An 18,045-nucleotide genomic window follows, 5' to 3' on the forward strand; every position below is an offset into this window, starting at 1 on the left:
TGTCACGCTTCCCACGACCGGCCTCCGGCCAGCCACCGCAGCCCGGGCCCGACCGCCGGGAGCCGCATCAGACGTCGCGGACCCGGAACGTGGCGTACGCGGCGGCCAGCACCGCCGCCACCTCAAGGCAGAGCAGCCCGAAGCCGGACCACGGACCCAGGTGCAGGGGATCCGGTGGCAGCGTCGTCATGATCTGGCCGCCGGCCATCGCCGGCGAGTACCGGGTCACCCAACGGGCCAGCACGTCCGGCAGCGCGGGGGAGAACATCGGAACCAGCAGTGTGATCGTGACCTGCACGAACACGGCTCCTGCGGTGGCCCGGACCAGGGCGCCGACCGCCACCCCGAGCAGTCCCACCACGGCCAGGTACAGGCCGTATCCCAACACCGCCCGGGCGGCCGCCGGGGTGCCGAGTCCGACGTGCGGGGCGCCGTTCGCGGCCAGCACCGCCTGGCCGGCGAGGAACGAGCCGAGTCCGGCGACCGTACCGGTGAGCAGGGCCAGCACCGCGAACACGGCGGCCTTCGCCGTCAGCAGCCGGCCTCGGCGTGGTACGGCGGCCAGGCTGGTCCGGATCATGCCGGTGGCGTGTTCGGCGGTGATGACCAGGATCCCGAGCACCGAGACGGCGAGCTGGACCAGGATGAAGCTCTGCAGACTCACCGCGGTCGGGTCGAACGCGGCCTGCTGCGCGGGGGTCAGGCCGGGATACCGCAGCGCGCCGGCCCGGCTCAGGAGCGCGCCGAGCCCCACCGCCAGCAGCACGCTGACCCCCAGGGTGTACGCGGTCGAGCGGAGACTGCGCAGTTTCGTCCACTCGGACGCCAGCAGATTCACCGCTGCCCTCCCGTCGTCGTCGCGCCGGATGCCCTCGTACCGCCGAATTCCGCGGCGCCGTTGGACGCCGCTGCCGCGCTGTTGGACGCCGGCGCCGGGCGGTTGGTCGTCGGTGCCGTGTCGCGGGCGGCGAACTGGACGCCTTCCCTGGTCAGTGCCATGAAGACGTCCTCCAGTGAGGACTGCTGCGGGGTCAGCTCGGACAGCGGTACGGAGTGCGCCATCGCCAGTTCCCCGATCGCCGTACCGTCCATGCCGGAGACGACCAGCGCGCGGTCCGGCCGCTGGTCGACCACCGCCCCGGCCGCGGTCAGGCCACGGGCCAGCCGGTCGGCTTCCGGCGTCCGGACCAGCATGGTGTGCTCGGCGTTGGCCCAGACGAACCCGTCGAGGTCGGTGTCCGCGACCAGCCGGCCCCGGGCGATCACGATCAGATGCTCGGCGGTCAACGCCATCTCGCTCATCAAATGGCTGGAGAGCAGGACCGTCCGGCCCTCGTGCGCCAACCCTCGGGTGAGCTCGCGCAGCCAGCGGATGCCCTCCGGGTCCAGACCGTTCACCGGCTCGTCGAAGATCAACACCGCCGGGTCGCCGAGCAGCGCCGCGGCGATGCCGAGCCGCTGACTCATGCCCAGCGAGAAGGTCCGGGTCCGCCTGCGGGCGACCGTCGACAACCCGACCTGATCCAGCACCTCGCCGACCCGGCGTCGGCCGATGCCGTTGCTCTGGGCCAGGCACAGCAGGTGGTGGTACGCCGTCCGGCTACCGTGCACCGCCCGGGCGTCGAGCAACGAGCCCACCTCGGTCAGCGGGGTGGGCAGGTCGACGTACCGCCGGCCACCGACCCGGATGGTGCCGGCGCTGGGCCGGTGCAGGCCCAGGATCATCCGCATCGTGGTGGTCTTGCCGGCGCCGTTGGGGCCGAGGAAGCCGGTGACCCGGCCGGGGAGGATCCGGACGGTCAGGTCGTCGACGGCCGGCGTCGGGCCGAACCGTTTGGTCACGCCGTGCAGCTCGATCATGCCCGGCAGCCTGAGTCGGCGACCTGAGCGGTCGGCGCCGGATCTGGGTGTTCTCTGTGTGTTCGCCACCACCGGAGCCCCGCTGACCGGGCGGCGGCGTCGGTGAGCGCCGGACGATCCTCAGGAAACTCCCGGGCGTCGAGGCCACCCGAACCCTCCGGGCGTCGGTGCCGCCCCCGAAACTCGCGGGCGTCGGCGCCGCCTCGAAACTCCCGGGCGTTAAGAAGGGCCCCTTGCTATACGAAATGCGATAACAAGGGGCCCTTCCTTTCATCGGGTCAGAGGCCGCTGGCCCGGCTGCCGCAGGGGGAGACCGGGTCGAGGACGTAGTCCAGCGTCTCGACGAACCCGGCGCTGATCTGCACCCGGGCCACCTCCGGGATCCAGCCGTCCTTGGCCGCGATCACCTCGTACTTCCCCTTCGGGATCCAGTAGACGTACCGGCCCTGGGCGTCCGTGCTGAGCGTGTACCCGGTGCCCGGGGTGCTCAGCGAGTTCGCCCGGACGGTGGCGTTCCGGACCGGCACCCGCTCGCCCGTGCAGGTCTGCCCCACCACCGTGCCCTGCAACTTGCCCCAGCTGGCGGGCGGCTGCACGTGCATGGTCACCGGAATGTCCTGGACCTGGTACGGGGTGTCCGACCGGAAGCCCAGCCCGGCGGTGTACGTGCCGGGCTGCGCCACGCCGGCCTCCGCCGTCGCGGTCAGGGTGACGGTCACGGTCTTCGAGGCGCCCGGGGCCAGCGTGAAGCTGGTGGGTGCCTCGGACAACCAGGGCACGTCACCCTCGTTGTCACACCGGTCCAGGCCGGGCAGCCGCTCGGTCTCCTTCGAACCGACGAACGAGGACGGCGACCCACCGATCTTGTACGCCCCACACGCGGCCGCGCCCCGGTACCGGCTGAACTGCGCGTTCGGCAGGTCCTGCCAGGCGCCGGCGGCCGGGTCGTACCCGATGGTGTGGTTGGTCACCGTGGTCGAACCGCCGGTCACGCCGCCGGCCAGCACCAGCAGGCCGTTGGCGGTGGTGTACTGCGAGCCCCACAGGTCGAACGGCAGGTCCGGCAGTGCCTCCCAGGAGTCGCCGGCCACGTCGTACCGGTAGGCGTCGGTGAACTCGGTCTCGCCCAGCCCACCACCGCAGTAGACGCCGGCGGAGATGCCTCCGCAGGACATCCAGGACACCGGGTGTGGATATGCGTGGCCGGTGCGGAACGAACCGGTCGCCGGATCGAAGATCACCGTCGAGTCGGAGTCGGTGCACGCACCGTCGGCGCAGCCGCCCACCAGCACGACCTTGCCGTCGACCACCGCGGTGCCGGCCGCGGAGCGCGGCGCCGGGTTGGTGGCGCCGGCCAGCGTGCTCCAACTTCCGGCGGCCGGGTCGAAGACGTCGACCACGGCCACCGGGTCACCGTCGGGGGCCCAGCCACCGAAGACGTACAGCTTGCCGTTCACCGCCGCGGCCGACGGCTTCGACCGGGCGTTCGGCAGGTCGGGCAGGGTGGTCCAGACGTCGTCGTCCGGGTCGTAGACGTACGCCTTCTTCTCCAGCCCGGTGTCCGCGCCACCGCCGACCGAGTAGATCAGGCCGTTCAGCGCGGCGCCGGCGTTGTCGTACAGTTCGGCCGGCAGGTCGGCCACCCGTACCCAGGCGTCGTCGATCCGCGCGGCCGGCGCGGCGACATTGCCGGTGGCGCCGTACCGCACCCCGGTCCGGGTCTTGCTGATGCCCTTCATCCGGTATTCGGCCAGCGCTGCGCCCCGGTGACCGAGCAGGTCGAACCCGCCGGGCCGCTCCAGCACCTGCACCGTGGCCGCCGCGCCACCGGTGTTGGTGAAGGTCAACTTCGTACTGCGGGTGCTGCCGTACGGCTGGTAGGACTCCACACTGGCCGGGGTGACCGTGAGCCGACCGGCCTTCAGCGCGAAGTCGGCCCGTTTGACCCCGTTCGCCACCACGGACACGCTCTTGGTGAGGTCCTGGTACGGCCGCTTCGACGCGGTGAACCTGTGCGCGCCGACCTTGCTGGAGAACAGCCAGTAGAAGCCGTCCGGGATGTTGGGATCCTCCGGGGTGGCCGCCGAGACGCCCTGGTCGGCGGGGGCGTCCACACTGGTCACCGTCACGCCGTTGAGTGGTGTTCCGGTGTTCTGGTCGGTGGTGAAGCCGACCACCAGGCCACCCGGGGTGGGCGCGCAGTTGCGGTTCATGATCTGGACGTTGTCGACCTCCCACCACCAGTCCCAGGCGCCGGTGTAGTGGAACCGGACGAGCGCGTTGGCCGCGCCGGCCGCCGGGGTCAGCGGCACCTCCTCGACCCGTGGGCCGCGTCGGCTGCTGGTCTGGTGCCACACGTTGGTCCAGTTCGTACCGCCGTCCACGGAGACGTCCACGTCCGCCTTGTCCTCGGTGCCGACGGCCCGCCAGTCGCTGTTGAAGCGCAGCAGCGGCGCGGCGGCCCCGGACAGGTCCAGCGGCGGGCTGCGCAGGTCGGTGTCCTGGGCGTCGCTGATGCCGAGTGCGTCGCTGTCCACGATGGCGAAGCCGCCGGTACCGCCGGTCAGGTTGCCCCGCTCGCCCGGATCGTCGAACTGCCAACCACCGCCGTCGGTCCGGTTCACCACCGACCAGCCGGCGGGGGCGCCGGTGCCGTCGAAGGACTGCGACAGCAGCGGGTCGCCCAGGCTGCCGGAGTAGCCGGCCGCCGTGCAGGACGGATCGACGGGTACGGCGATGTCCTGCGTCCGGTTACCGGTGGTGACCGTCAGCTCCCTGGTCACCGTCTGGTAGCCGGGATAGCGGGCGGAAACGGTCAGCCGGTACGTGGCGTTGCCCGGCACGGTGAACGAGTACCGGCCGGTCGCCGGGTCGGTGAAGACCGGAGCGCCGGGGCGACCGGTGACCTCGATCTTCGCGTACAGCGGCCAGCCGTGCCCGGAACCGTCCGTGACCCTGCCCGAGACGGTCACCGTGGGCGACGCGACCAGGGCGAAGTCCCGGGTCACCGCACCGCCGTCGGGAACCGTGACGGTGGCGGTCTGCCCGGTGTAGCCGTACGCGGCGGCGGTGATCTCGTGGTCACCGGCCGGCAGGGTCAGCGTGTACCGGCCGTCGGGGCCGGTGTTCGCCGTGCGGCCCTCGGAACCGACCGTGGCGCCGGCCACCGGAGCGCCGCTGCCGGCGTTCGTGACGGTGCCGGTGACCCGGCCCGTCGCGCCCCGGGGTGCGGCGTTCACCGCCTGGTACGCGTTGAGCCGGCCCTCGCCGAAGACGTTGTTGTCATCGACCGTGCCGCCGCAGGTGGTGGCGTTCACGTCGGTGGCGGTGTCGTCCAGCAGGGTGGCGGTGGCCGCGATGTCGCCGCGCAGGCCGGGCGCGGCCGACCAGATCAGCGCGACGGTGCCGGACACGTGCGGAGCGGCCATCGAGGTGCCGCTGAACGCCGCGTAGCCGTTGCCCGGCACGCTGGACCGGACGTTGTTGCCGGGCGCCGCGATGTTCGGCTTGAGGCCGCCGTCCACCCCGGACGCCCCTCGGCTGGAGAAGCTGGCGATCGTGTTGTCCACCCCGTACGCCCCGGCCGAGTAGGTGTCGGGGTAGTCGCCGGGGGAGCCCGCTGTGCCGCAGCCCGGTCCGTCGTTGCCGTTGGAGAAGCTGGGGAAGATGCCGGCGGCCCGCCAGGCCGTCACGGTCTCCTGGTACCACAGATCGTTTCCGCCACCGCCCCAGGAGTTGTTGACGATGTCCGGGTGCAGGTCCGGGCGGGGGTTCTGCCCGTTGAGGTCGGTCGGTGCGAGGATCCACTGGGCCGCCGCCAACAGCGAGGTGTCGGAGCAGTCGTTCGTCTCGCAGCCCTTGGCGGCGATCCACTTCGCGCCGGGGGCGACGCCGATCTGGTTGTTGGCGCCGTCTTCACCGACCATCGTGCCCATGGTGTGGGTGCCGTGGTCGTTGTTGTCGCACGGCGCCGCGCTGGGGCAGATCCCGGCCGGGTCGAACCAGTTGTAGTTGTGGTCGAACGTGCCGTTTCCGAGGTTTCCCCGGTATTTGCCGACCAGCGCGGGATGGTCGAACTGGACACCGCTGTCGATGTTGGCCACCACGACGCCCTCGCCGCGGTCGCCGAACTCGCTCCACACCCGAGGGGCCTCGATGTTGGTCAGGCCCCACTCGATGCCTTCGGTACCGGACCGGGTGCCGGCCCTGGGCTTGCTGGCCGTGCCCCGCTGCGGTACCACCAGCTGGTAGGTGCGGGCCGGGTCGACCCGCTCCACGTCGGAGCGGGCGGCGATCTCGTCGACCAGCGCCCGGTTCCCGGTCACCCGCAGCGCGTTGGCGATCCAGTACGCGGTGTATGGCGCCTTGCGTTCGGTCAGCAGGTCCCGCAGGCCGGACTGGCTGCGCTTGGCGGTTTCGGTCAGCCGACGGTGTACCTCGGTGGCCTTGGCGTCGCTGTCCCGCAGGGTGGCGGTGTCACTCAGGTTGGCCCGCTCGCGAAGATAGACGGTGAAGCTCGTGCTGCCCTTGCTGGCCAGTTCCGTCAGCAGCTCCTTGCTGACCGTCGCGTGCGGTGTGCTGGGCGCGGCCCCCGCGGCGCTGGCCAGCACCGGCTGGGCGGTCAGCCCAAGGAGCGCGGCCGCGAGCACGGCCACCGGCCGGCGTAGCCAACGCCCCCGGGACCGCCGTCCCGATGATCTGATGGACATCGTTCCTCCCCACTTCGCGACGCCGTGGGTCCGGGTCGGCCGGCGTCGGTGCCGCGGCGCCGGGAAATCCGGCAGCCGCCCCGCGCAGGGGGGTGGTACGCGCGGCGCCCCCCGCGTGGACCAGATCGGGTGGTCCGGAATTCGTCGAGCCGAGTTCCGGAACATCGGACCTAGCTGCCATGCTCGACAGGGCGGCGTTGGTGATCAATGGATGTGGCCGGCCAGTATTCGGTCAGAACCGGGCGTCCGCCCGGTGGCCGACAGAAAGCGGACAGATATCAGCCATTGTCACTGTTGACTGTCCCGGGTCTCTCGCGTTGGCTGGGAGCAAGACACCCGCAGGGGAGGTCACGTGTCCGACGCACCGCTGGCGCTCGTGGTCTGTGTTTCACCCGACTGGCGGGTCCGGGAGCGGGTGGTGCGCCAGCTGAACGACCTCGCCCCGCTCGTCATCTGCTCGGATCTGGCCGAACTGCGGGCGATGCTCTTCCCCCTGCCGGAACCTCCCCTGCCGGAGCACCCGCTGCCGGAGCACGCCCGGCCGGCCGCGCCAGCCGCGCTGACCGTTCAGGGCATGCCGGGCGCGCTGATCGGGCCGGCTGGCCCGGCGGTCGTCGACCCGGCCCCGCTCCCGACCGGCCCGGTGGCCGCCGCTGCGGCGTCGACCGGGCCCCCGCGGGACCTGGTGTCGTCCGGGGCTCCACGGGACCTGGTGTCGTCCGGGGCCCCACGGCCGGATCCGGTGTCGTGCGGAGTCGTTCCGGCGGGGTCGGCAGCGCCGGGGACCGTTCCGGTGGAGTCGGCGTGGACCGGGACCGCTGGCTTGGCGCCGCTCGGGGCACTGGCGGTGGACGCGGACGGGCACCAGGTCACCTGGCGGGGCCGGTCGCTCGGGTTCAGCCGGTTGGAGCGCCAACTGCTGACCCGGCTGGCCAGTTCACCGGTGCGGGTCTGGACGTACGAGCGCCTGTTCACCTCGGTCTGGGGCGGCGCCTACCTCGGCGACACCGCGATCCTGCACTCGGCCGTCAAGCGGCTGCGGCGCCGGCTGCGGGCGGTGGACGGCGGCCCGCAGATCCAGACCGTACGCGGCGTCGGGTACCACCTGGCCCTGCCGGACTGAGACCGTCGCCCGGCGTTCCGGGCACCCGGCGGGCGCCAGCCGGGACGATCGGGCCCCGTGCCACGATTGCGGCGTGAGCACAGAAGCGCCGCCGGCGGCACAACCGGGCCCGTCGACCACCCGGGCCGACCGGCCCCGCCGGCGGATCATGCCGGTCGTCGTCGCGGGCTGGGGGCTGCTGCTGGTGCTCCTCGCCTGGATCTCGGTGGCCCGGGACGCGCCGACCGTGCCCGAGCAGCGCGACCTGGCCGACGCGGTGCCGGTGGTCGACCGGGCACTCGGCGCCCTGGTCGCCGCCGCGGGTCCGGACGCCCTGATGGAACTCGGTGAGCCCCGACTGGACCGGGGCTGCCAGGTCAGCGTGGTCCGGGACGGGGTCAGCCTCGCGCGTACCGTCACCTTCCGCACCGGCCCGGACGACGCCGACGCGCTGCTCGAACAGATTTCGGCCGGACTCCCGGCCGGATACCAGGCCGGCACCCGGCCCGGGCTGGCCGGCGCCGGATCCCGCCTGCGGGCCGACGCCGGCGAGTTCGTGCGGATCACCGGAGGCGTCACCGCCCCGGGACTGATCGAGCTGACCGTCGACACCGGCTGTCGACCGGACGCGCCGCACGCCGTCGTCATCGGCCCCACTCCGGCGGGGGACGCCCAATCCGTCGTACGAAACGAGTTGGGTCGGGTGTTCGGGGCGCTCGGCCTGCCGGTGCCGGACCGGGACGGCGGCTCCGCGGCGGGCGCGAGCTGTCCGGCGGGTGGGACCGCGTACACGGTCCGGGCGGACGCGCCGGGCGTGCCGGCCGGCGGGCTGCGGGCCCGGCTACGGTCACTGGCCGGCGGCGGTCCCGCCCCGCTGGACACCCCAGAGTCGTACGGCTACCACGCCGGACCGCTCAGCGTGCTGGCCCGGACCGCCGACGGCCACACCCGGGTCTCCATCTCGCACCCCTGCTGATGAAAGGAAGGGCACCTTGTTAACGCCGCTGGCGCCGTCGGCGCTGTCGGCGTCGCGCTCAGTAGACCAACGCCTGGGCGCCCTCGGCCAGGATCTCCTCGACGAACGTGGCCGAGCCGGCGATCCGGACCCCCGGCAGCACGTCCGTCTCGGTGATCCCGCGCCGGGCCGCGCACTGGGTGCAGACGCTCACCCGCCCGCTGCTGATCAGCACATGCAGCAGTTCGGCCAGCGGCGCCGAGTGGGGCAGCTCGAACTCGTCCGCCCGACCGGGTAGCGCGAACCAGCTCGACTCGCCGGTCAGCCAGAGTGACACCTCGACGCCGGCCGCCACGGCCGTGGCCGCGGTGGTGAACGCCTGCGCGCACCGCTCGGGCGCATCGGCACCGGCGGTGGCCTTGACGATCAGGGTACGTGCCATCTGGCCAGCATAGGATGAGCGCGATGGTTACCGAGATCGGGTTCGTCAGCCTGCTGGTCGCCGGGTTCGGCGCGCTGGCGGGTGGCCTGGTCTATCTGGCCGTGAAGATATCGAGAGGCCCCTGGTGAGCGTGAGTACGACCGTGCGCGCGCGGAGCGAGCCGGGGTTGCGAGCGAAAGGACCCTGGTGAACTCCCCAGCCCCCTCGGACGACAACCCGATGCAGCCGCCGTGGCTCAACGCCCCGCCGGTCGAGCCGTACCCGTTCGAGGAGACGTACAACCTGCGGGTCGGTCCGGACCTGCACCCGGCGTTGCTGGGACTGCTGCCGTACATCGGCCGGTGGCGGGGCCGGGGCCGGGGCGGTTACCCCACCATCGAGGACTTCGACTACGCGCAGGAGATCGAGATCACCCACGACGGGCGGCCGTTCCTGCACTACCGGTCCCGGGCCTGGCTGCTGGACCCGGACAGCAAGCCGGTACGCCCGCTGGGCCGCGAGGTCGGCTGGTGGCGGCCGGTGATGGACGGCGACCGGGCCACCGATGATCTTGAGGTGACGCTCACCAACCCGAACGGGATCATGGAGCTCTACCTCGGCCGGGTCACCGGTACGCGGATCGAGATGGCCACCGACGCGGTGCTGCGGACGGCCACGGCCAAGGAGGTCACCGGGGGACAGCGGCTCTTCGGAATCGTCGAGGGCGCGCTGCTGTACGCGCAGGAGATGGCCGCCGTCGGCCACGGGCTGTCGCCGCACCTGTCCGCCCGGCTGCTCCGGGTCGGCGGCTGACAACCACCGCGCGGCTGCTCCGGTCACGGCGCTGACAACCGTCGCACGGCTGCTCCAGTCGGGGCACTGACGGCCGCCGCACGGTTGCGCCGGTCGGGGCACTGACGGCCGCCGCACGGTTGCGCCGGTCTGGGCGCTGACGACCGAGCGGCCGGTACGGGTCCCACCGCCGGGATGCGTCCTGATCGCTGCGCAGGGGCGGATGATCAGCTGGACGGCACCGCGACGGGAAAGCCGAGCAGTTCCAGCAGCCGACCGGTGTGCCGGGACGGCGGCAACGCGATGCCGTCCAGCCGCCGTACCTCGGCCAGCCCACGTCCCGACGAGGTGAACCAGACGCCCCCGGTGGACCCCCGCAGGTCGCCGGGGGTGGTCATCCGCTCCTCCGCCGACCAGCCCAGCTCGCCCGCGTGCTCCAGCAGCCACCGGGCGGTGACCCCGGGGAGTATCCCGGTGGACGCGGCCGGGACGGTACACAGCGTGTCGCCGTCCAGCCAGACCACGTTCGCGCTGGGCGCCTCCAGCGCGTAGCCGTCGGTGGAGACCCAGAGCACGTCGTCCACGCCGTTCGCCGCGGCCCAACGCCGGGTCGCCGCGCTGACCCCGTACGACAGGGTCTTGAGGCCGGACAGCAGCCAGGGCGCCCCGGCCCGGGCGGTCGCGGTCACCGCCAGCGGCAGCGTCCGGACGGCGAGGCCGGCGGTCCGGGCGCGTACCGAGACCGGCGACACCTCCGTGATCATCGCCACCACCGCCGGCTCGCCGTCCGCCGGTCCCCGGGTGCAGGTCAACCGCAGCGTGCCTTCGAGGTCCGCCGGCCAGGCCGCGCAGGCGGTGAGCAGCAGGTCGTGGAGGTCGGCGACCGGTGGCAACGGCAGGTCGAGCACGGCGGCCCCGGCGACCAGCCGGGACAGGTGTTCGCCGGCCAGCCAGGGCTGGCCGCACCGGACGTGCATGGTCTCGAACAGACCGTCGCCCTGCAGCAACCCCCGGTCGTCGGCGCGCACGACCGGCTCGCCGGCCGGTACCACACCCCGACCCGGCACCGCGACGATCCGGCGACCAGACATCGGGCCGAGCATAACCGGCGAACTATGCTCGAACGGTGTCGGAAACGGACCTCGCCGAGCTGCTGCGGTCTCGTGGGCTGCGGTTGACCGCTCAGCGCCAGCTGGTGCTGCGGGCCGTCCACGAGCTGGGACACGCGACGCCGGAACGGGTCCACGCGGCGGTCCGGCAGGTGGCGGCTGGGGTGAACATCACCACCATCTACCGCACCCTCGAACTGCTGGAGCGGCTGGGCCTGGTCACCCACACGCACCTGTCGCACGGTTCACCGACGTACCATGCGGCGGGCGAGGACCAGCACGTACACCTGGTCTGCCGATCCTGTGGCGCGGTGCTGGAGATGGACCCGGAGCTGCTGCGACCGTTGGCCGACCAGCTCTGGGCCGAGCGGGGTTTCCGGGTGGACATCGGGCACGTGGCGCTGTTCGGCGTCTGCGAAGCCTGCGAGCACGGGGAGCAGACATGATCGATCTTGCTGGTGCGGTGGCGGTCGACGCGATCGACGAGCAGACCCGGGACCGCCCCGAGCCGGTACACGCGGCGGCGGGGGTCCGGTCCGTGGCCGCCCACTACGGCGACCCGCTGCGGGAGCAGCGGCAGGCCGCCACCGACGTGGCCCTGGTGGACCGTTCGCACCGGGGGGTGATCGCCGTGCCGGGCGAGGAACGCGCCGGCTGGCTGCACACGCTGACCTCGCAGCACCTCGCCACCCTGGGCGCCGGGCAGGGCTCCGAACTGCTGGTGCTGTCCCCGCACGGGCACCTGGAGCAGCACGCCATGGTGGCCGAGGACGGCACCACGACCTGGCTGGACACCGAGCCGGGCGACACGACGGGCCTGCTGGACTACCTGCTCAAGATGCGGTTCTTCACCCGGGTCGATCCGGCGGACGTGACGGCCGACTGGGCACTGCTGTCCCTGGTCGGCCCGCGGGCCGCCGAGGCCGTGGCGGCGCTCGGCGGGCCGGCGCTGGCCGAACCCGACCTGGTCGAGGTGCCGGGTCCGAAGTTCGCCGCCGGGTCCGTGCCGGCCCGACCGACCTCCCGGTACGACGTCGGCCCGCTGCCCGAGGGCGGCTGGGCGCGCCGGGTCCGGCTCGGGGTGGACCTGCTGGTGCCCCGTCAGCAGATCGACACCGTGGCGGCCACGTTGCGCAACTCCGGTGTCCCGGCTGCCGGGTTGTGGGCGTACGAGGCGTTGCGGGTGGCGGCCCGGATCCCCCGGGTGGGCGTGGACACCGACCATCGGACCATCCCGGCGGAGGTGGACCTGATCGCCCCGGCCGTGCACCTGGACAAGGGCTGCTACCGGGGCCAGGAGACGGTGGCCCGGGTGCACAACCTCGGCCGGCCACCCCGCCGGCTGGTGCTGCTGCACCTGGATGGCATCGCCAGCGACCGGCTGCCCATCTCGGGCACTCCGGTGACCCTGGACGGCCGGGCGGTCGGCTTCGTCGGCACCGCGGTCCAGCACCACGAGCTGGGAATGATCGCGCTCGCCGTCCTGAAGCGGAACGTCCCGGACGACGCCCAGCTGCTGGTCGGGGAGTCCGCCGCCGCCATCGACCTGTGAAAGGAAGGGTATTGCCCCGCCTGACCTGCGGTTAGGATCCGGCCATGAGCACAGGGACGTTGATCACGGTGGCTCCCACCGGGGCCGAGTCGACCAAGGCGGACGTACCGGCCCTGCCGGTCACACTCGACGAACTGGTGCTGACCGCCAAGGAGTGCGAGGCGCTGGGCGCCGCCGTGATCCACGTACACATCCGGGATGGTGAGGCCCGGCCGACCCTGGACCTCGGCCGGCTCCGGGACACGGTGGCGGCGCTGCGCGAGGGCACCGACCTGGTGGTGCAGCTCTCCAGCGGCGGTGCGGTGACCGATCCGGAGGACGCCCGGCTGGCGGTGCTGGACGCCGGCCCGGAGATGGCCTCCTGCACCATGGGCACGGTCAACTTCGGTGACGACGTGTTCCTGAACCGCTGGGAGTTCATCGTCGACCTGCACACCCGGATGCAGGAGCGCGGCGTGGTCCCCGAGTACGAGATCTTCGACCTCGGCCACCTCACCGCGCTCCAGCGGCTGCTCGACAGGTACGGGCTGCCGGCCGGCGGGCACGTACACGTCGATTTCGTGATGGGCGTGCCCGGCGGGATGCCGGCCAGCACCGAGGCGCTGGTCGCCTGCCGTCAGGCGCTGCGGGACCTGCCGGCCGGAACCACCTTCTCGGCCACCGGCATCGGCCGGGGCACGATCCCGGTCATCCTGGCGTCGCTGTCCGCCGGCGGTCACCTGCGGGTGGGCATGGAGGACACCGTGACGTACGCCAAGGGCCGGCCGGTGGAGTCGAACATGCAGCTGGTGGCTCGCGCGGTCGCCTTCGCCCAGCTCGCCCAGCGTCCGCCGGTGACCCCGGCCGAGGCCCGTACGCTGCTGGGAATCCCGGCCCGCGGCTGACCCCGGCCCCGGCTCGCCGCCTGCTGTGACCCGGGCCTCGGCCGGCGGGTGTCCCGGGCCGGAACCGGCCGATCTACCGGGCCGTGGCCGGTCGGCGGCGGCCGATCGGTAACGTTCCAGACCGTGAGCAAGACTTACCAGGGCGGTGTGCCGCTCGTCGAGATCGTCCGGTCCGGCTTCGTGGAGGGCGTCCACCGCGGTTCCGTGGTGGTGCTCGACGCCGAGGGGTCGGTGCTGACCGCGGCGGGTGATGTCACGTCGCCGATCTTCCCCAGATCGTCCAACAAGCCCATGCAGGCGGCCGGGATGCTCTCCGCCGGGCTCCGGCTGGCCGACGCCGACCTCGCGCTGGTCGCGGCCAGTCACCGTGGGGAGGACTTCCACGTCGACCGGGTACGCGCCCTGCTGGCCGGAGCCGGGCTGTCCGAGTCCGCCCTGCACTGCCCGCCGGACCTGCCGCTCGCCGAGCCGGCCCGGGTGGCGGTGTACCGCGCCGGTGGCGGACCCGAGCGGGTGTACATGAACTGCTCCGGCAAGCACACCGGGATGCTGCTCACCTGCCAGGCGGCCGGCTGGCCGATCGACGGCTACTGGCACCCCGGGCACCCGCTGCAGCAGCGGCTGCGGACGGCCGTCGAGACGTACACCGGTGAACCGGTCGCCGCCGTGGGCGTGGACGGCTGCGGCGCGCCGGTGCTGGCGGTCTCGCTGACCGGCGTGGCCGGCGCCTTCCTTCGGCTGGTAGGCGCCGAGCCGGGTACGCCGGGCCGGACCGTCGCGGACGCCATGCGGGCCAACCCGGAGCAGGTGGCCGGCTCGGACGGCGACGACACCCGGCTGATGGCCGCCCTTCCCGGGCTGCTGTCGAAGGGGGGCGCCGAGGGCGTGCAGGTGGTGGCCGTACCAGGGGTCGGTGCGGTGGCGCTGAAAATCGACGACGGCGGTATGCGGGCCCGGATGCCCGTGCTGGCCTCGGCGCTGGGCCGGCTCGGGGTGGCGGCGCCGGTACTGGCCGAACTGGCCGCCGAACCGCTCTACGGCGGCGGCGAACCGGTCGGCTCCCTCCGCCCGCTCTGGTGAGCCGGTCCGCCCTCGACCCGCGGTCCATCCCGGTTGGCGGCGGCCGTCCAGGGCGATGGTCGGGTGTGGGTGATGCTGCTAACTTCTGCAAGCATTTCGCTTGCAATAGTTAGCACCGCTGGTTAGCGTGGGGTCATGGCCACACCGAAGGACCTGCCCCGGGACATCGGGGGGTTCATCCGCGACCTGCGGCGCAACGCCCAGATTTCGCTGCGGCAACTCGCCGAACAGACCGGCGTCAGCAACCCCTACCTGAGCCAGATCGAACGAGGTCTGCGTAAGCCGAGCGCCGAGGTGTTGCAGCAGATCGCCAGCGCGCTGCGCGTCTCGACCCCGGCCATGTACCTGCGCGCCGGACTGCTCGACGACAAGGAGGGCCAGGGGGTGCTCGCGGCCATCGCGACCGACCCGGACCTCACGATGGCGCAGAAGCAGTCGCTCAGCCAGATCTACGAGACGTTCCGCCGGGAGAACGCCCGGCACGCCGAAGCCGATGCCGCGCCGTCCGATGCCGCGCCGTCCGATGCCGCGCCGGCCGATGTCGCGCCGGCCGCTTCGCCACCGGCCCAGGCCGGTACGGCCACCGGGCCCACGACCAGCACCGCCGCCCGCCGGACGGCTACCCGCAAGGCGACCCGACCCTCGGGATCGCCCACCCGTGAGGCCGCTCCGGCGGCCGACGAGGAGGAATCATGAACCAGCCCAGGACCAGCCGCATCCCAGCCCCGCTGTACGCCGCCGCCGGTGCCGGTGAACTCGCCTACGAGTCGCTGCGCCGGCTACCCACCATCGTCACGGGTCTCGGCGAGCGCGCCGCCAGCACCGGTTCCGAGCTGCGGGACAAGGCCGCCGCCTCGCTGGGCACGGTGACCAGCACCGGCTCCGAACTGCGGGAGAAGGCCGCGGGAACGGTGACCGGCACGAGTTCCGGGTTGCGGGAGAAGGCCGCCGCCTCGCTGGAGACGTTGAACGCCACCGCCACCGACACCGCGCGGACCCTGCGGGACCGCTCGGTCCGTGAGTTCCGTGGCCGGTCGGTCCCTGAGTTCGATGTGGACCGGTTGCGGGAAGCCGCCATCCGCAACGCGGCCGTGGTGCTGACCAACGCCCAGGTCGCCCAGCAGCGGGCCGTCGCGGCGTACTCGGCGCTGGTCGCCCGCGGCGAGCGGGTGATCGGTTCCGGCGTCGTGCGCGCGGCGGACACCGTGAACGCCGACATGGCGGCCACGGAGGTCGCCGAGGTCGGCGCAACCCCGGCCACCGTCGCCGAGGTCGGCGCCACCCCGGCCACCGTCGCCGAGGCCAGCGCAACCCCGGCCACCGTCGCCGAGGCCAGCCCGAGCGCCAAGCGGCCGCGGGCGACCCGTACTCCCGGGACCAAGGCGACGGCGAGCAGGGCCGCCGACGCCACGAAGCCGGCCACCAGGCGGAGCCGGCGGGCCGCCGAGTAGCTGTCGCCGGTCCAGCTTCCGGCCGTGACGGCCCCGGGCCGTCACGGCCGGAACACCCCGGGCCGCGCCAAGTGGCACGGACCCGGGGCCGCCGACATAAGCTTGCCGACATGGCCACAGCCACGCCGATCTTCTACCTGGACGTCAAGTACGTCATCGACCTGATCCTGCTGGTCTTCGCGCTCGTCATCGAGAGCGTCGCCTTCGTGCACTGCCTCACCCAGCGCTCCGACGCGTTCCCGGCGATCGGGACACTGCCCAAGGCGGGCTGGTTGGTCATCCTGGGCCTGTCGATGGTGCTGACTCTCTTCTTCTTCGGCCCGATCCACATCTTCGGGCTCATCGGGATCGCGGCCGCGCTCATCTACCTGCTCGACGTCCGGGTCGGACTGCGGGACCTCACCGACGGCAAGGGCTTCTGGTGAGGGATTTCCGCTGGCCACCGCCGCCCGACGGCGGACCGCGGACGTACGGCCCGGGTCCCACGGCGCCGCGCACCGGGCGGCCGACGATCCCGGAACCCCCCACCGAGCTGGTCACCACCCCACACGGGGTACGGCTGGAGCGCCTGGTCACCGGGTCGGGTGAGCCGGTCACGGTGTTCGCGCACGGGCTGGGCCAGGGGATCGCCACCACCCGCCCGCTGGGCAGCGCGGTCGCCGGCACGAAGATCTTCTTCCAGTTCCGTGGGCACGGGCGCTCGGACGCACCCCCGGGCCCCTGGAGCTACCAGGACCTCGCCCGGGACCTGCGGGCCATGGCCGACCTCGGGCAGGCGACCCGGGCGGTGGGGGTGAGCCTCGGCGCCGGTGCGCTGTGCCGGCTGTTGGTGGAGAGCCCGCTCCGGTTCGACCGGCTGGTGCTGTTCCTGCCGGCCGTGCTGGACCGGCCTCGCCCGTCCGCCGCCCGGGAGCATCTGACCGACCTGCTGGAGGCGATCGACGAGAACGACGCGGCCACGGTCGCCGAGGCCGTCTCGTACGAGATCCCGGCCGCGCTCCGTAACACCCCCGCCGGCTGGGCGTACCTGCGACAGCGGGTGGACCAACTGACCCGGGACGGCCTGGCGCCCGCGCTGTCCAGCCTGCCCGAGCAGGTCGCGGTGCGCACGGCGGACGCGCTGGCGGAGGTGACCGCGCCGGCCCTGGTGATCGGCTGCCAGGGCGACCCGCTGCACCCGGCGGAGGTCGCCGAGCAGGTCGCGGCCGCGTTGCCGGCGGCTACCCTGCACGTGTACGACCGGCCCGGTGTGCTCTGGACACACCGCGCCGACGTGCGGGAGCGCATCTCGGAATTCCTCAACACGTAGGCTCCGGGCATGGGCGTCACTCGACATGGCCACACGCACCGGCTGGACCTGACCGACCCCACCCTGCGGGAGTGGGAGTGCGTCGTGCTGTCCAGCGATCCCGAGCAGGGCATCGTGCTGGACCGGTCGGCCTTCTATCCCGGTGGCGGTGGCCAGCCACCGGACCATGGCGTCCTGCTCTGGCAGGGGGTGCAGACCCGGATCGTCGGCACCCGCAAGGGCGACGAGCTCTACCTGATCCCGGCCGAGGGTGATCCGCTGCCGCCGGCCGGTACGGCGGTGACGGGCGCGGTGGAGGACGAGCGGCGGACGCTGCTGATGCGTACCCACTCGGGGCTGCACGTGCTGTGCGGCGTGGTGTTCCGGGACTTCGGCGCGCTGGTGACCGGCAACTCGATGGAGCCCGGCGAGGCCCGGATGGACTTCAACCTGCCCGAGGTGCCGTCGGACTTCAAGTCCCGGATCGAGGAACTGGTGAACACCGAGGTGGCCGCCGACCGGTCGGTGGCGGTGCGGGTGCTGCCCCGGGCGGAGGCGCTGGCGTTGCCGGACATCATCCGTACCCAGTCCAACCTGATTCCCCCGGACGAGCAGGAGGTCCGGATCGTCGACATCGTCGGCCTGGACGTGCAGGCCGACGGCGGCACGCATGTGGCTTCGACGGCGCAGATCGGCAAGGTCCGGGTGGTCAAGGTGGAGAGCAAGGGCCGGGCCAACCGCCGGGTCCGGGTCCGCCTCTCCGACTGACCTGAAAGGAAGGGCACCTTGTTATCGCTTTTTGTTATAGCAAGGGCCCCCTCTTAACGCCCAGAGCCTCGGCC

The 18,045-nt window shown here is 72.8% G+C and carries 17 protein-coding genes and 2 pseudogenes; 14 read left to right on the forward strand and 5 right to left on the reverse strand.

Annotation, left to right across the window (positions count from 1 at the left end; translation table 11 throughout):
- Positions 1-67: 67 nt before the first annotated feature.
- The 3 genes from ACXN5W_RS06890 to ACXN5W_RS06900 all read right to left on the reverse strand — a co-directional run bounded on the left by ACXN5W_RS06890 (position 68) and on the right by ACXN5W_RS06900 (position 6,569).
- Positions 68-838: an ABC transporter permease gene (locus tag ACXN5W_RS06890; RefSeq protein ID WP_473157306.1), complete on the reverse strand. Its 771-nt coding sequence runs from the start codon at positions 836-838 to the stop codon at positions 68-70.
- Positions 835-1,860, reverse strand: coding sequence for an ATP-binding cassette domain-containing protein (locus ACXN5W_RS06895; protein WP_473157307.1), 1,026 nt, complete (start codon positions 1,858-1,860; stop codon positions 835-837). The genes ACXN5W_RS06890 and ACXN5W_RS06895 overlap by 4 nt, the downstream gene beginning before the upstream one ends.
- A gap of 278 nt (positions 1,861-2,138) precedes the next feature.
- The gene (locus tag ACXN5W_RS06900; RefSeq protein WP_473157308.1) at positions 2,139-6,569 is read right to left on the reverse strand and encodes a S8 family serine peptidase; all 4,431 of its coding nucleotides are present in this window, start codon (positions 6,567-6,569) and stop codon (positions 2,139-2,141) included.
- A 376-nt stretch (positions 6,570-6,945) separates the two neighbouring features.
- Between ACXN5W_RS06900 and ACXN5W_RS06905 the strand changes: the two are divergent.
- From ACXN5W_RS06905 to ACXN5W_RS06915, 3 genes and pseudogenes are all read left to right on the forward strand, one after another.
- A pseudogene (locus ACXN5W_RS06905) lies at positions 6,946-7,071 on the forward strand (winged helix-turn-helix domain-containing protein); the annotation flags it as partial.
- A 333-nt stretch (positions 7,072-7,404) separates the two neighbouring features.
- A pseudogene (locus tag ACXN5W_RS06910) lies at positions 7,405-7,692 on the forward strand (winged helix-turn-helix domain-containing protein); the annotation flags it as partial.
- A 73-nt stretch (positions 7,693-7,765) separates the two neighbouring features.
- Positions 7,766-8,647, forward strand: a complete 882-nt coding sequence (locus ACXN5W_RS06915; RefSeq protein ID WP_473157309.1) for a hypothetical protein — start codon at positions 7,766-7,768, stop codon at positions 8,645-8,647.
- 58 nt (positions 8,648-8,705) lie between these two features.
- Here the strand turns inward: ACXN5W_RS06915 and ACXN5W_RS06920 are convergent, their stop codons facing one another.
- The gene (locus ACXN5W_RS06920; RefSeq protein WP_473157310.1) at positions 8,706-9,068 is read right to left on the reverse strand and encodes a DsrE family protein; all 363 of its coding nucleotides are present in this window, start codon (positions 9,066-9,068) and stop codon (positions 8,706-8,708) included.
- Positions 9,069-9,091: 23 nt separating this feature from the next.
- Here ACXN5W_RS06920 and mtfM point away from each other — a divergent pair, with 23 nt between their 5' ends.
- Entirely contained in the window at positions 9,092-9,196 is a 105-nt protein-coding gene (mtfM, locus tag ACXN5W_RS06925; RefSeq protein ID WP_473157311.1) for a small membrane protein MtfM, read from the forward strand.
- 91 nt (positions 9,197-9,287) lie between these two features.
- A complete protein-coding gene (locus ACXN5W_RS06930) occupies positions 9,288-9,860 on the forward strand; it encodes a heme-binding beta-barrel domain-containing protein (protein ID WP_473157349.1) in 573 nt (190 codons plus the stop codon).
- Between the two features lie 206 nt (positions 9,861-10,066).
- On the opposite strand, the gene ACXN5W_RS06935 is transcribed toward ACXN5W_RS06930, so the two are convergent.
- On the reverse strand, positions 10,067-10,930 hold the full coding sequence (locus ACXN5W_RS06935) for an aminotransferase class IV (protein ID WP_473157312.1): 864 nt from the start codon (positions 10,928-10,930) through the stop codon (positions 10,067-10,069).
- A 35-nt stretch (positions 10,931-10,965) separates the two neighbouring features.
- On the opposite strand from ACXN5W_RS06935, the gene ACXN5W_RS06940 reads away from it, so the two are divergent.
- From ACXN5W_RS06940 to ACXN5W_RS06980, 9 genes are all read left to right on the forward strand, one after another.
- A complete protein-coding gene (locus ACXN5W_RS06940) occupies positions 10,966-11,394 on the forward strand; it encodes a Fur family transcriptional regulator (protein ID WP_473157313.1) in 429 nt (142 codons plus the stop codon).
- The gene (ygfZ, locus tag ACXN5W_RS06945) at positions 11,391-12,500 is read left to right on the forward strand and encodes a CAF17-like 4Fe-4S cluster assembly/insertion protein YgfZ (RefSeq protein WP_473157314.1); all 1,110 of its coding nucleotides are present in this window, start codon (positions 11,391-11,393) and stop codon (positions 12,498-12,500) included. The genes ACXN5W_RS06940 and ygfZ overlap by 4 nt, the downstream gene beginning before the upstream one ends.
- Before the next feature lie 44 nt (positions 12,501-12,544).
- On the forward strand, positions 12,545-13,384 hold the full coding sequence (locus ACXN5W_RS06950; protein WP_473157315.1) for a beta-keto acid cleavage family enzyme: 840 nt from the start codon (positions 12,545-12,547) through the stop codon (positions 13,382-13,384).
- Between the two features lie 123 nt (positions 13,385-13,507).
- Positions 13,508-14,464, forward strand: coding sequence for an asparaginase (locus ACXN5W_RS06955; RefSeq protein ID WP_473157316.1), 957 nt, complete (start codon positions 13,508-13,510; stop codon positions 14,462-14,464).
- Positions 14,465-14,599: 135 nt separating this feature from the next.
- Positions 14,600-15,160: a helix-turn-helix domain-containing protein gene (locus tag ACXN5W_RS06960; RefSeq protein ID WP_473157317.1), complete on the forward strand. Its 561-nt coding sequence runs from the start codon at positions 14,600-14,602 to the stop codon at positions 15,158-15,160.
- A complete protein-coding gene (locus tag ACXN5W_RS06965) occupies positions 15,154-15,915 on the forward strand; it encodes a hypothetical protein (protein ID WP_473157350.1) in 762 nt (253 codons plus the stop codon). Before ACXN5W_RS06960 ends, ACXN5W_RS06965 begins: the two co-directional genes overlap by 7 nt.
- Positions 15,916-16,025: 110 nt before the next feature.
- The gene (locus ACXN5W_RS06970) at positions 16,026-16,340 is read left to right on the forward strand and encodes a DUF2516 family protein (RefSeq protein WP_473157318.1); all 315 of its coding nucleotides are present in this window, start codon (positions 16,026-16,028) and stop codon (positions 16,338-16,340) included.
- On the forward strand, positions 16,337-17,224 hold the full coding sequence (locus ACXN5W_RS06975) for an alpha/beta fold hydrolase (protein WP_473157319.1): 888 nt from the start codon (positions 16,337-16,339) through the stop codon (positions 17,222-17,224). Before ACXN5W_RS06970 ends, ACXN5W_RS06975 begins: the two co-directional genes overlap by 4 nt.
- Before the next feature lie 9 nt (positions 17,225-17,233).
- A complete protein-coding gene (locus ACXN5W_RS06980; RefSeq protein ID WP_473157320.1) occupies positions 17,234-17,971 on the forward strand; it encodes an alanyl-tRNA editing protein in 738 nt (245 codons plus the stop codon).
- Positions 17,972-18,045: the final 74 nt, after the last annotated feature.

It is taken from the genome of Plantactinospora sp. A48, from assembly GCF_055793945.1.

Excerpts from the sequence above, each read along its gene's own strand:
- ACXN5W_RS06895 (WP_473157307.1), bottom strand. The coding sequence starts at position 1,860 with ATGATCGAGCTGCACGGCGTGACCAAACGGTTCGGCCCGACGCCGGCC.
- ACXN5W_RS06900 (WP_473157308.1), bottom strand. The coding sequence starts at position 6,569 with ATGTCCATCAGATCATCGGGACGGCGGTCCCGGGGGCGTTGGCTACGC.
- ACXN5W_RS06920 (WP_473157310.1), bottom strand. The coding sequence starts at position 9,068 with ATGGCACGTACCCTGATCGTCAAGGCCACCGCCGGTGCCGATGCGCCC.
- mtfM (WP_473157311.1), top strand. The coding sequence starts at position 9,092 with ATGGTTACCGAGATCGGGTTCGTCAGCCTGCTGGTCGCCGGGTTCGGC.
- ACXN5W_RS06930 (WP_473157349.1), top strand. The coding sequence starts at position 9,288 with ATGCAGCCGCCGTGGCTCAACGCCCCGCCGGTCGAGCCGTACCCGTTC.
- ACXN5W_RS06935 (WP_473157312.1), bottom strand. The coding sequence starts at position 10,930 with ATGTCTGGTCGCCGGATCGTCGCGGTGCCGGGTCGGGGTGTGGTACCG.
- ygfZ (WP_473157314.1), top strand. The coding sequence starts at position 11,391 with ATGATCGATCTTGCTGGTGCGGTGGCGGTCGACGCGATCGACGAGCAG.
- ACXN5W_RS06950 (WP_473157315.1), top strand. The coding sequence starts at position 12,545 with ATGAGCACAGGGACGTTGATCACGGTGGCTCCCACCGGGGCCGAGTCG.
- ACXN5W_RS06960 (WP_473157317.1), top strand. The coding sequence starts at position 14,600 with ATGGCCACACCGAAGGACCTGCCCCGGGACATCGGGGGGTTCATCCGC.
- ACXN5W_RS06970 (WP_473157318.1), top strand. The coding sequence starts at position 16,026 with ATGGCCACAGCCACGCCGATCTTCTACCTGGACGTCAAGTACGTCATC.
- ACXN5W_RS06980 (WP_473157320.1), top strand. The coding sequence starts at position 17,234 with ATGGGCGTCACTCGACATGGCCACACGCACCGGCTGGACCTGACCGAC.